This is a genomic window from Burkholderia sp. Tr-20355 (assembly GCF_017104685.1).
Classification (GTDB): domain Bacteria; phylum Pseudomonadota; class Gammaproteobacteria; order Burkholderiales; family Burkholderiaceae; genus Burkholderia; species Burkholderia seminalis.
Window position 1 is genome coordinate 1 of sequence record NZ_JAAGPK010000221.1, and the last position, 11296, is coordinate 11296.

At 69.3% G+C, this 11296-nt stretch carries 12 protein-coding genes; 4 read left to right on the forward strand and 8 right to left on the reverse strand.

The features are described from left to right. On the forward strand, positions 1 to 664 hold a 664-nt coding region (locus tag G3N62_RS31925), incomplete at its 5' end, for a LysR substrate-binding domain-containing protein (protein ID WP_206141422.1). Positions 665 to 695: 31 nt separating this feature from the next. Here G3N62_RS31925 and G3N62_RS31930 read toward each other — a convergent pair. Both G3N62_RS31930 and G3N62_RS31935 read right to left on the reverse strand, forming a co-directional pair. Then, positions 696 to 1016 (reverse strand): hypothetical protein, encoded by a 321-nt coding sequence (locus G3N62_RS31930; protein WP_069706881.1) that lies wholly within the window; start codon positions 1014 to 1016, stop codon positions 696 to 698. Positions 1017 to 1076: 60 nt separating this feature from the next. Next, positions 1077 to 1949 carry a LysR family transcriptional regulator gene (locus tag G3N62_RS31935; RefSeq protein ID WP_034189453.1) on the reverse strand — a complete coding sequence of 291 codons (873 nt, stop codon included), beginning with the start codon at positions 1947 to 1949 and terminating at the stop codon, positions 1077 to 1079. Positions 1950 to 2093: 144 nt separating this feature from the next. Here G3N62_RS31935 and G3N62_RS31940 point away from each other — a divergent pair, with 144 nt between their 5' ends. Then, on the forward strand, positions 2094 to 3554 hold the full coding sequence (locus tag G3N62_RS31940) for an MFS transporter (protein ID WP_124670310.1): 1461 nt from the start codon (positions 2094 to 2096) through the stop codon (positions 3552 to 3554). 68 nt (positions 3555 to 3622) lie between these two features. On the opposite strand, the gene G3N62_RS31945 is transcribed toward G3N62_RS31940, so the two are convergent. After that, complete coding sequence (locus G3N62_RS31945; protein ID WP_034189451.1) at positions 3623 to 3820, reverse strand: oxidoreductase-like domain-containing protein; 198 nt, start codon at positions 3818 to 3820, stop codon at positions 3623 to 3625. A 161-nt stretch (positions 3821 to 3981) separates the two neighbouring features. Between G3N62_RS31945 and G3N62_RS31950 the strand changes: the two genes are divergently transcribed. Further along, on the forward strand, positions 3982 to 4404 hold the full coding sequence (locus G3N62_RS31950; RefSeq protein WP_049032533.1) for a RidA family protein: 423 nt from the start codon (positions 3982 to 3984) through the stop codon (positions 4402 to 4404). A gap of 76 nt (positions 4405 to 4480) precedes the next feature. On the opposite strand, the gene creD is transcribed toward G3N62_RS31950, so the two are convergent. The 5 genes from creD to G3N62_RS31975 all read right to left on the reverse strand — a co-directional run bounded on the left by creD (position 4481) and on the right by G3N62_RS31975 (position 9905). Then, positions 4481 to 5866 (reverse strand): cell envelope integrity protein CreD, encoded by a 1386-nt coding sequence (gene creD / locus G3N62_RS31955; RefSeq protein ID WP_124670309.1) that lies wholly within the window; start codon positions 5864 to 5866, stop codon positions 4481 to 4483. Positions 5867 to 5969: 103 nt separating this feature from the next. Beyond that, complete coding sequence (gene creC, locus G3N62_RS31960; protein ID WP_124670308.1) at positions 5970 to 7421, reverse strand: two-component system sensor histidine kinase CreC; 1452 nt, start codon at positions 7419 to 7421, stop codon at positions 5970 to 5972. Positions 7422 to 7436: 15 nt separating this feature from the next. Beyond that, complete coding sequence (gene creB, locus G3N62_RS31965) at positions 7437 to 8147, reverse strand: two-component system response regulator CreB (protein ID WP_124670307.1); 711 nt, start codon at positions 8145 to 8147, stop codon at positions 7437 to 7439. A 79-nt stretch (positions 8148 to 8226) separates the two neighbouring features. Beyond that, a complete protein-coding gene (locus tag G3N62_RS31970) occupies positions 8227 to 8940 on the reverse strand; it encodes an SDR family NAD(P)-dependent oxidoreductase (protein ID WP_034189446.1) in 714 nt (237 codons plus the stop codon). A 56-nt stretch (positions 8941 to 8996) separates the two neighbouring features. Continuing rightward, a complete protein-coding gene (locus G3N62_RS31975; protein WP_034189530.1) occupies positions 8997 to 9905 on the reverse strand; it encodes a sterol desaturase family protein in 909 nt (302 codons plus the stop codon). A 630-nt stretch (positions 9906 to 10535) separates the two neighbouring features. Between G3N62_RS31975 and G3N62_RS31980 the strand changes: the two genes are divergently transcribed. Next, positions 10536 to 11296, forward strand: a 761-nt coding sequence (locus tag G3N62_RS31980) for a hypothetical protein (RefSeq protein ID WP_206141423.1), incomplete at its 3' end; no start/stop codon positions are given.

The following is an 11296-nucleotide window of genomic DNA, read 5'->3' on the forward strand; positions in this document are numbered from 1 at the left end:
TGCGTTCGAGCGCGCGGCCGCGAGCCACGGCGCGGGCGTGCGCGGCATCGTGCGGATCTCGGCCAGCGACGTGATCGCCGTCGAGGTGCTGCCGCCGATGCTCGCGCGGTTGCGGCGCGAGCATCCGGGGCTCGTGATCGAACTGGTGCCGACCGACCGCATCCAGGACGTGCTGAAGCGCGAGGCCGACATCGCGGTGCGGATGGCGCCGCCCGCGCAGGAGGCGCTCGTCGCGCGGCGCATCGGCGAAATCGAGGTCGGGCTGTATGCCCGCGACGACTACCTCGCGCACAACGGGACACCCGCGACGATCGATGCACTCGCGCATCATGCGCTGATCGGCTTCGATACGGTCACGCCGTTCATCCGTTCGGCGGGGCGCGGGATGCCGTCATGGAAACGCGACGCGTTCGCGCTGCGCACCGACAGCAACCTCGCGCAACTCGCGATGATCCGCGCCGGCTACGGAATCGGCTTCTGCCAGTCGGCGCTCGCGAAACGCGACGCCCGGATCGTGCGCGTGCTGCCGGACGCACTCGCGATGCGGCTGGAAACCTGGGTCGTGATGCACGAGGACCTGCGGACGAGCCCGCGCTGCCGTGCCGTGTTCGACGCGCTCGCCAACGGGTTGCGTGCTTATGTCGATGGCGAAACCGCCGAGTAGACGGCGGCTGGCGTGAATCGCGCGGGCCGCGCTATTCGTAGCTTTTTCCGGCGAACAGGATGTCCGCGAGACGGCGCCACGGGTTCTCGGGCACGTCGTAGAACCGCGGCCCTTCCTCCGACGCCTCGGCCCAGTCGACCATCGCCTCCAGGTACTCGCCGATCGAGCGGTTTTCCCAGCCGAGCGCGGCGCGGGCGTACGGCGACGGCGGCATGTCGGCCTCGAGCTGCCGCTCCTTGTGCCAGTCATGGCCGAGCACGCGCAGGAAGTGGATCAGCGAGCGCTCGTCGACCACCCGCTCCAGCGCGTCCTGCAGCCTTTCGGCCATCTGGTTCTTCAGATCGTCGTTCATGCCTGTGGTCCCCTGGCGCGCCTCTCGGATACGCGCCGCCGCGTGTCGCGCGGCAAGGTTTTACATCAGCAGCTGGCGCGACAGCACTTCGCGCGCCTGGGTGACGGTCTCGCGTTCGCCCGGCATCGGCGGCGTCAGCGAAAACACCGCGTCGGGCAGCGGCGGCAAGCGGAATTTCGTGCCGAGCCGCATCAGGCCGTCGCCGATCGCCGACGCGCACAGGCAGCCGACCCCGAGCCCGGCCGCGAGCATCGACTGCAGCCCCGCGACCCCCGATGCGCTGTGCACCAGCACGTACGGCGTGTGCTGCTCGTCGAGCGAGCGCACGGCGACCTGATGCATCATGCAGTCGTCCGGCAGCAGCACGAGCGGCAGCGGCTCGGGCAACTGCTCGGCGAGCGCGGGCGACGCGACCCACGACAGCGGCTCGCGCCGCAACACCCAGCGCGCATCGGCCGACGCCGGCCGGAACGGCCCGCTCGACAGGTTCATCACGACGCCGAGATCGATCTGCCCGCGCGCGTGCGCGGCCTCGATGTCCACGCTCTTCATCGCGCTCACGTGCAGGCTCAACTGCGGATAGCACTCGCGCAGCCGTGCCAGCATCCCCGCCACTTCATTCGTACGGTAGTAGTCGGTGATCGCGACGCGCAGCTCGCCCTTGATCGCCTGCCCGCGCAGCTCGTCGAACGCGGCCTCGTTCAACGCGACGATGCGCCGGGCGTGCTGCAGCAGCCGCGTGCCGGCCGGCGTCGGCTCGACGCCGCGCTTGCTGCGCACGAACAACGGCACGCCGGCGCGCGATTCGAGCTTGCGCACCTGCTCGCTGACCGTCGACTGCGACAGGTGCAGCAGCGGCGCGGCGGCCGACAGGCTGCCGGCGTCCGCGACCGCCGCGAAAGTGCGCAACTGATCCAGGTCGAAACCGCGCATCGCCCTCTCCATCCATCGAATAACCCGATGGATGCTACCACTCTTTCCCGCTTTTCCGAATCATAGGCGATCGCCAGAATACGGGGTCAACGGCCTGCGTGCGTCGCCTGCACATACGGCCCTCATTTTTTTGACCCTGCTGCCATGACGAACCCCACCCTTGCTCCTTGCGCGCCGGCCGGCGCGGCCGCCGCGGCGACCCCGCGCAGCCATCACGGCTGGGCGCTCGTGGTCCTGCTGGTCGGCGCCATTCTGCCGCCGCTTGACTACTTCATCGTGAATCTTGCGTTACCGGCCATCCGCGACGGCATCGGCGCGCGCCCCGCCGAACTGCAGCTCGTCGTGTCCGCGTACGCATGCGCGAGCGCGGTCGTCCAGATCACGGGCGGCCGCCTCGGCGACCTGTACGGCCGCAAGCGCATGTTCATGACCGGCATGGCCGGCTTCGTGCTCGCGTCGACGCTGTGCGGGCTCGCCGGCAACGGCACCGTGCTCGTCGGCGGCCGCGTGCTGCAGGGCCTGTTCGCCGCGATCCTCGCGCCGCAGGTGCTCGCGACGATCCGCAGCGTGTTCAGCCCGCAGGAACAGGTGCGCGTGATGGGCTTCTACGGGTTCGCGTTCGGCCTCGCGGCCGTGATCGGCCAGCTCGGCGGCGGCGCGTTGATCAGCCTGCATCCGTTCGGGCTCGGCTGGCGCGCGATCTTCCTCGTCAATCTGACGATCGGCATCCTTGCGCTGATCGGCAGCTGGCGCTTCATTCCGGAGAACCGGCCGCCGCGCGGCCAGCGCATCGACGTGCCCGGCACGGTGCTGATGTCGCTGTTCCTGCTGATGCTCGTGTACCCGCTCACGCACGGCCGCGAGGCCGGCTGGCCGCTGTGGATGGTCGCGTGCCTCGTCGGCGCGCTGCCGATGCTCGGCGCGCTGCTGGCCGTCGAATCGCGCCGGCTCGCCGGCGGCCGCGATCCGCTGCTCGACGTGCGCCTGTTCCGCAACCCGGTCGTCGCGCTCGGGCTCCTGCTCGCGTTCCTGTTCTACATGCTGAGCGCGTTTTTCCTGAGTTACGGGATCTATCTGCAGGGCTGCCTGAACTGGTCGCCGCTCGCGTCCGGGTTCGCGATCCTGCCGCTCGGGCTCGGCTTCCTCGCCAGTCCGCTGCTGATGCCGCGCCTCGTCGGCCGGTTCGGCGGCCATCGCGTCCTCACGCTCGGCTTCGTGATGCTCGCGGCCGGCGTCACGACCGCTGCCGAGCTCGCGAGCGAAGGCGCGCCGGGGCCCGGCTTCTATGCCGGCATCGCGGCGATCGGGATCGGACAAGGGCTCGTGTTGCCGTCGGTCGTACGGATCGTGCTCGCGGAAGTCGACGCGGCCCGCGCGGGCGTCGCGTCCGGGATGGTCAGCGCGATGCTGCAGATCGGCGCGGCCGTCGGTGCCGCGACGATCGGCGGCGTGTTCTTCGCCCGGCTCGGCAGCCATCCGGCCGCGGTCGATTACGTGCAGGGATTCAGGACGTCGATGTTCACGCTGACGGTCGTGTTGCTGGCGTGCATCGCCTTGTCGACGGCGCTCGGGCCGCTGCATCGCCGGCTGCACGCCGGCGCGTGAACGGGAGCGAGACGGACTCGCCCGCAGGCCGACCGGGCCGGGAACAGGCCCCCCCCGGCGCCCCCGGTTCAATGCGGTTGCTTGCGCTGCGCTTGTCGCGCCTCCCATTCGGCCAGGTCGATGCGATACTGCGCAAGCGCCTCGTCATACAGGTCGAAGACGCACGGCGAGCAGCCGCTGTTGCAGCAGTCTTCCAGTTCGGGCTGGATGGGCGGGGTCGGACGGGGATCGTCGACGGACGGATCCTCTGAAGCTTGATTCGGCACGGCGTGTTCCGGTGATGTGGAACGGTCAGTATAGGGCGATCCGGGCCGCCGCCGCTTTCGGCAAGCCTGGCGGATCGACGATCAACGCATCCGTCACGGCGCGACTGCCGACCGCGGCACTCCGCTGCGTTCGCCCCATTTCCCCCAACAGGAGCCGCGCGATGGCCGAAGCCGTGAATCCACCGGAAGTCTGGGCGCCGTTCGGCGCGTTCTCGATGGCCGTGATCCAGGGTGACGGCCGGATCGTGCATCTGAAAGGGCAAGTCGCGCTCGACCGCGACGGGCAGGTAGTCGGTGCCGGCGACATGCGCGCCCAGATTCGCCGGACACTCGACAACGTCCGCGATGTGCTGGCCGCGCTGGGCGGGCAGATGCGCGACGTGATCTCGCTCGTCCATTACGCCACCGACATCGAGGCATTCATGCAGGCCGGCGACATCCGCAACACGTACTTCGCCGCACCTTATCCGGTGACGACGACCGTCCAGGTCGAGCGTCTCTACCATCCCGACCTGCTGATCGAGATCGCGGCCATCGCCGAGATTCCGGCGGCGCGGTTTCGTCGCCCGGAGACGGCCGTGTGACGGGCATCGGCCCACGTGGGATCGCGCGCCGGCGCGGCATTCCCGCCCGGCGCGCGCCTGCTCGCCACCCGCCCGCTTATTTCGCCGACCCGCCGGTCTTCGCGGCCCCCGGCTTGTCGGCCAGCGGCTGCCACGCGGCACCGAGCGAATACCAGTCGACGCGGCGCGTGAGCGTCATGATGCCGGCGAGGATCGCGAACAGCAGCAGCGAACCGAGCATCAGCGCATTGTCTTCCGACAACAGCAGCCCGTAGAGCGCCGCGTACAGCATCGCGAGCAGCACCGCGAACAGCGCGCCGCGCTTCGCGCTGTGCAGCACGAACGACAGGTAGAAGCCGAGCAGCCCGATGCATGCGCTGCTCGCCGCGAGATACGCATAGCCGAACGCGATGTGCTCGGACAGGCTCAACAGCAGCAGGAAGAACAGCGCGAGCGACAAGCCGACCAGCGTGTACTGGATCGGGTGAATGCGCAACCGCTTCACGAGCTCGTACATGAAGAAGCTCGCGAATGTGAGCAACACGAACAGCGCACCGTACTTCGTCGCGCGCTCGGCCTGCAGATAGACGTTCACGGGCTCGATCACCGACACCGACGCCATCTCGATCGCGCCCTCGCCGTTGCCGTTGCCCGACGCGACCTGCTCGCGCGCCTTCGTGTTGAACGATGTCACGTGCCAGTTGCTGGTGAAGCCGTTTGCATCGATCGTGCGCTCGCCCGGCAGGAATGCGCCGCCGAAGCTCGGATGCGGCCACTTCGACTTCAGCGAGAAATCGTTCTGGTCGGCCACCGGCGCGAACGCGACCGATTCCGCGCCGACCAGCGGCAGGTCGATGCTGAACGGCACGACCGCCCCCGCTTTCGCGAGCGCCGCGAGATCGACGCTCGCATGCACGCCTTGGTGCAGGCTCTCCAGCCGCGTGCCCTGCTCGATCTCGAGCCGCTCGCCGCCGATGCGCAGGTCGGGCTGCGCCTTCAGCCCGCGAATGTCCCCGATGCCGAGCGCGACATACGCGTCGTCGATCGCGAAGCTCACGTGGCCGTCCGCCTGCGGCAGCTTCTTCAGGTCCGGCAGCGCGAGCGTGCCCGTCATCCGGCTCGCCAGGTCGTACACGAGCGCCTTGTGGATGCCGCGATAACGGACCTTGATGTCGAGCGCACCGTCGACGTTCAGCGTCTTCGGAAACACGAGCATGCGTTTCGTCTCGCTTCGGAGGCTCGTCTTCGGCGCGCCGCGCGGCGGCGCGCTGTCGCGCACGCGCGTGACTTCCGTGTAACGCACGACGAGCACCGGCCCCGTCACCGTCTGCGGGCCCGCATAGCTCGCCCAGATGCTCTGCAAGGCGCTCTCGCGATACTCGGCGCGTTCCCGCACGATGCTCTGGACCATCTGCAGCGGGATCAGGATCGCCAGCGCGAGCAACGCGGTGATCATGGATTTGAACAACAGGACTCGATTCATTGCCGACCGACACCGTAGTGGAAGATGCGGTCAGCATGAGCGGCCCCGGTGAAGGGCGATTGAAGCCGGTGTGAAGCGAATGTGTGGCGAACGTGAAGTGCGTTCAGCCGGCCGACGGCAGCGTGAGCGTCGCGCACGCGCCGCCTTCGTCGCGGTTCGCGAGCGCAACCTGGCCGCGGTGCAGCATCGCGACCTCGCGGACGAAACACAGCCCGAGGCCCGTGCTGCGATCCTGCCCGTCGGGGCGCGGCAGCGAATAGAAGCGCTCGAACACGCGCGACAGCGCGTAGTCGGGCACGCCGGGGCCGTCGTCGTCGACGCTCACGACCGCGACGTGCGCCCTGCCCGCCGCCCGCCGTTCGAGCGCGATCCGGATCGTGCTGCCCCGTGGCGCGAAATCCAGTGCATTGTCGAGCAGGTTGCCGAGCGCCTGCCGCAGCAGGAACGGATCGCCTTCGACGACCGCCGGATCGGCCGCCTCGTTCGCGTCGATCCGCAAGCTCACGCCGCGCTGCCGCGCGCGCGGCTCGATATCGTCGACGAGCTGGTCGAGCACCGACCGCAGCGCAACCGGTTCGCGCACCGACAGGCGCTGCTGCTGCTCGACCTCGGCCAGCGCGAGCAGCTTGCGGATCATCTGTTCGAGGCGGCCGGCTTGGCGGCGGATGTTCTCGGTGAAGCGCCGGCGGTTCGCGACCGGCATGTCTTCCTGCAGCAGTTCGGCCGCGCCGCTGATCGCGGCCAGCGGGCTTTTCATCTCGTGCGTGAGTGTGTGGATGTAGGTTTCGACGTACTGCCGGTCCTCCAGCCGCCGATGCATGCTTTCCACCGCGCGCCCCAGCTCGGCCAGCTCGTTCGCGCCCTGCAGCGGCATCGCCGCGCGCTCGCCGGCCGCGATCGCGCGCGCATAGCGCTGCAGGCGCCGCAGCCCGAGCACCAGCCACCACGTGCACGCCACGCCGATCAGGATCGCGCCGCCCATCAGCAACGCGCCGTACAGCATGATCTTGCGCTGGCTGCGCGCGATGAACGGCGCGACCGTCTGGTTCGGCTTCGCGATCGTCAGCACGCCGATGATCTCGTTCCCGCGCCGGATCGGCGCCGCGACGTGCATCACGGTGCTGCCGTCGTCGTTCGGATCGCTGCGCGTGCTGCGCGCGCCGTATTCGCCGCGCAGCGTCCGGTACACGTCGTTCCAGCGCGAATAGTCCTGGCCGACCGCGCTGCCGGACGAGTCGTAGCGCACGATGCCGTGCGCGTCGGTAACGTAGAGGCGGTAGCCGATCGCGTTCTTCTGGATGCCCCACACGTTCGCGCTGACCGGACGCTCGTGCAGCTTGCCGAGCTGACGCGCGAACGCGCCGTCGGCGATGTGCCCGTTCGCCAGGTCGTCGGCGGCCAGCGCCGCGAGTACCTGCGCGGTATCGACGAGCGTGTCCTCCATCGCCTCGCGCACGCCGGGCTTCACCTCCTGCACGAACACGCGCAGCGTGATCAGCGCGGCGAGACCGACGATCAGGAAAAAACCGAAGAAGATGCGCAGGCCGATATGCATGGGCGGTGCCGGTCGTTACGGTTGCAGCGAATAACCCATGCCGCGATGCGTGCGGATCGGGTCGCGCCCGGGATCGATCGCGCGCAGCTTGGCGCGCAGTGTCTTGATGTGCGTGTCGACCGTGCGATCGGCGGAATCGAATGCCTCGTGCCACACGAGGTCCATCAGCTGTTCCCGCGAGTAGATGCGCCCTGGATGCCGGACCAGCAGCGCCAGCAGGCCGAATTCATAACGCGTGAGGTCCAGCGCGTGGCCGAGCCACGATACGCGCGCGCCGTCGGTGTCGAGCGTGAAACCCGGCGCGGTCGGTTCCGCCGGCGCCGCCGCGGGCCCGGGCGCCGGTTCCGGCGCGGCCGTCCGATGGAAGCGGCGCAGGATCACACGTACCCGCGCCGCCAGCTCGCGCGGCGAGAACGGCTTGATCACGTAATCGTCGGCGCCGATCTCGAGCCCGACGATCCGGTCGATCTCGTCGTGCCGCGCGGTCAGGAAAATCACCGGAATGTCGGTAAACGTGCGCAGCCGCCGGCACACTTCGAAGCCGCTGAGGTCCGGCAGGCCGACGTCGAGCACCACGAGATCGAAGCGCGTGTCGCGCAGATGGTCGAGCGCCGCCTGTCCGAGCGTGCAGTGGACGGTCTGCATGCCGTCGGTGCCGAGGGCGTAGACGATCGTGTCCGCGATCGCCGTTTCGTCTTCGACGATCAGGATATTGGGCTGATTCATGGTCTCGGGTCTGGGTCGCGCAATCCGGTGCGACATTGTACGCACGACCGGCCGCGCGAGCCCCTTCCCGGCCGGTGCGCTACGCCACGCGGCCGCTCACCGGAATCGATGCGCCGGTGATCGCCTGCGCGTCGGCCGACAGCAGGAACCCGATCGTCGCCGCGATCTGTTCCGGCCGCACCCAGCGCGTGAAATCCGCGTCGGGCATGTCCGCGCGGTTCGGCGGCGTATCGATGATGCTCGGCAGGAGGGCGTTCACCGTCACGCCGCGGTCGAGCAGCTCGGCCGCCAGCGCCTCGGTGAGGCGCGCGACGCCGGCCTTCGCGGCCGCATACGGACCCATGCCCGCGCCCGCCTTGAAGGCCGCGCCCGCGCCGATGTTGACGACACGGCCGGCCGGGCTCGCCAGCAGGTACGGCAGCGCGGCTTTCGATGCGTTCAGCGCCGTCTTCACGTTCAGTTCGTACATGCGGTCCCACGTGGCGGCATCGCCGTCGGCGATCGGCTGCCACACGAATGCCCCCGCGATGTTCAGCAGCGCGTCGACCCGGCCGAATTCGCGGTTGACCGACTCGAGTGCCCGCGCGGCCGCCTGTGGATCGACGAGATCGATGCCGCCGATGCGCAATGCATCGGCCGGCACGCCGGGCAGCGCCGGTGCACCGGGGGCCGCGCCGCGGCCGATCAGCGCGACGCGTGCGCCGCGCGCGCCGAGCCATGCGGCTGTCGCGACGCCCAGATGGCCGAATCCGCCGGTGATCGCGACTGCCTTGCCTTTCAGGTCGTGTTCCATCGATGCGTTCTCCTGGATCGAGGGTGATTGACGAAGATCCGACAGCGTAGCGCCGTTCACGCATCCGTGCGCACGGCGACGAGGCTGCGGCGGCGCAGCTCCTCCGTCGTTTCGCCCTGGTTGCCCGGCCGCCAGCCCGGCGGCAGCACCACGAAACGGAGCGCGGTCCACACGTCGCGGGCCGTCGCGACGTCGCGTGCCAGGCTCGCCCAGTGCTCGAGCTCGACGACGAACGGATTGCGCGAACGCGTCGGCGTGACGAGGCCGTAGCGGCACGGTTCGTCGTCGCGCTCGGCGACATAGGTGCCGAACAGCCGGTCGAACACGATCAGCACGCCGCCGTAGTTCGCATCGAGGTAATCGAGGTTCGACGCATGGTGCACGCGATGCGCGGACGGCGTGTTGAACACGTATTCAAGCCAGCCGAGCTTCGGCATCCACGTGTTGTGCAGCCAGAACTGGTACATCAGGTTGAACGACAGGATCGCGAGCACCGCTTCGGGACGCACGCCGAGCCACACGAGCGGCGTGAAGAACATCGCGGCGCCGGCGATCTTGCCGGTCCAGCCGAGGCGGAACGCGGACGACAGCGTCAACTGGTTCGGCGAATGATGCACCGCATGCGTCGACCAGAAGAAGCGCACGCGGTGCGACGCGCGGTGATACCAGTAGTAGCAGAATTCCTGGCCGACGAACACGAGCAGCGCGAGCGCGACGCTGTGGAGCGGGATCGTGAAGAGCCGGTGCGCCCATGCCAGATCGAACACGGGCGTGGCGAGCGACAGCGGCACGAGCGCGAGCAGCTTGCGGCCCGCGAGATCGGCAAGCGACAGCCACACCTCGTTCCAGTCGAACGGTTCGGGCTGGCGGCTGCGGCGCCAGGTGAGCACGGCCGCCTCGACGAGCGAGACGGCAACGATGAAGAGCGTGACGATGTACGCGAGCTTTCCGGTGGTGGTGAGCATGATGGGCCTTTCCTTCGGTTGAGTCGGACGCGTCATGGGCAGCACATGCCGCTGTCGCGTCGAATGGAACGCACTGTAGGGGGCAAGGAACGGAAAGGCCACGCAGGATATATGTCGCCGTATGTCGCGATGAAGTGGGTTCGCGCGGCCGGCAGCGGTCGCGGACGCGTGTGGACTGGAGATCGGGCCGGCGGAAGGCGAACGCGTGCGTGTCCGGCGAGAAATATGTCGCGGTATGTCGCGGTTGAGCCGGCCGGCGGCGTGTGCAACAGGTGTTCGATGGAATCGGCAGCGACTGGACGACATATGTGGATCGGCGCGGTGCATGCATGAACCGGTCGGCAAATATGTCGCCGCATGTCACCGCGACACGTTTGCGCGCCGTGAACTGGATGTGCCGCCCCCTGCCGTCAAACCTCCCCGCTCGTGACTGCATCGCCGTGATCCGTTGCCTGGCGCGGCACGCCCGCGATCGACGCGGCCGGCGCACGCATTCGTCGTACCGAAAAACACCGCGCCGCGTGTAACACCGCGACATCTTTCATGACGCGACGGATGCACGTCGCCATCCTAAAGTTCGTCCCGTCGCCACGCCACCGCGTGCACCGCAACGAACCGCAAGGACACCCGATGAAAAACCGCTTCCTCGTCACCGCCGCCGCCCTCGTCACACTCGCCAGCGCGCCGGCCTTCGCCGGCTGGTCCGGCCACAGCACCGCCTACACGCCGCGCGGCACCTACAGCGGCGCGCATGCCGGCTCGTGCGGCGGCGGCAGCTGCTCGCATGCCGGCGGCGTGATCGGCCCCGGCGGCGGCCTCGCCACCAATACGGGCACCGTCACGCGCACCGCGCCCGGCCAGTTCTCGAACAGCGGCACGGCCGTCGGCCCGAACGGGCGCTCGGTCGAGCACGGCGGCGACACAAGCTGCGCAGACGGCACCTGCTCGCACACCGGTTCGCTGACGGGTTCGGACGGCCGCAGCGCATCGACGTCCGGCAGCATGACGCGCAACGGCCCGGGGCAGTACACGTCGAGCGGCACGATCACGGGTTCGGGCGGCAACGCGGCCAGCCACGCCGCATCGACGAACTGCGCGGGTTCGACCTGCTCGCGCTCGGGCACCGTGACCGGCAACGACGGCGGGAGCGTCACCCATTCCGGCAGCGCGACGCGCGTGGCGCCGGGTGTCGTAACGACGTCGGGCGGCTCGACGATCGTCCACGGCGGCACGGTGTCGACCGGCGGCACGACGGTGATCCACGGCGGCACGGCGGCAGGCGGTACGGTCGTCGTGGCAGGCGGGACGGCGCCGGTACCGGTGCCTGTCGCGCCGCCCCCGCCGGCCGCCGTGATCGTGGCCGCGCCACCGGCAGCCGCCACGGTCGCCGT

Excerpts from the sequence above, each read along its gene's own strand:
- G3N62_RS31935 (WP_034189453.1), bottom strand. The coding sequence starts at position 1,949 with ATGCGCGGTTTCGACCTGGATCAGTTGCGCACTTTCGCGGCGGTCGCG.
- G3N62_RS31970 (WP_034189446.1), bottom strand. The coding sequence starts at position 8,940 with ATGGAACACGACCTGAAAGGCAAGGCAGTCGCGATCACCGGCGGATTC.
- creC (WP_124670308.1), bottom strand. The coding sequence starts at position 7,421 with ATGCATATCGGCCTGCGCATCTTCTTCGGTTTTTTCCTGATCGTCGGT.
- G3N62_RS31930 (WP_069706881.1), bottom strand. The coding sequence starts at position 1,016 with ATGAACGACGATCTGAAGAACCAGATGGCCGAAAGGCTGCAGGACGCG.
- G3N62_RS31975 (WP_034189530.1), bottom strand. The coding sequence starts at position 9,905 with ATGCTCACCACCACCGGAAAGCTCGCGTACATCGTCACGCTCTTCATC.
- G3N62_RS31950 (WP_049032533.1), top strand. The coding sequence starts at position 3,982 with ATGGCCGAAGCCGTGAATCCACCGGAAGTCTGGGCGCCGTTCGGCGCG.
- creD (WP_124670309.1), bottom strand. The coding sequence starts at position 5,866 with ATGAATCGAGTCCTGTTGTTCAAATCCATGATCACCGCGTTGCTCGCG.
- G3N62_RS31940 (WP_124670310.1), top strand. The coding sequence starts at position 2,094 with ATGACGAACCCCACCCTTGCTCCTTGCGCGCCGGCCGGCGCGGCCGCC.
- creB (WP_124670307.1), bottom strand. The coding sequence starts at position 8,147 with ATGAATCAGCCCAATATCCTGATCGTCGAAGACGAAACGGCGATCGCG.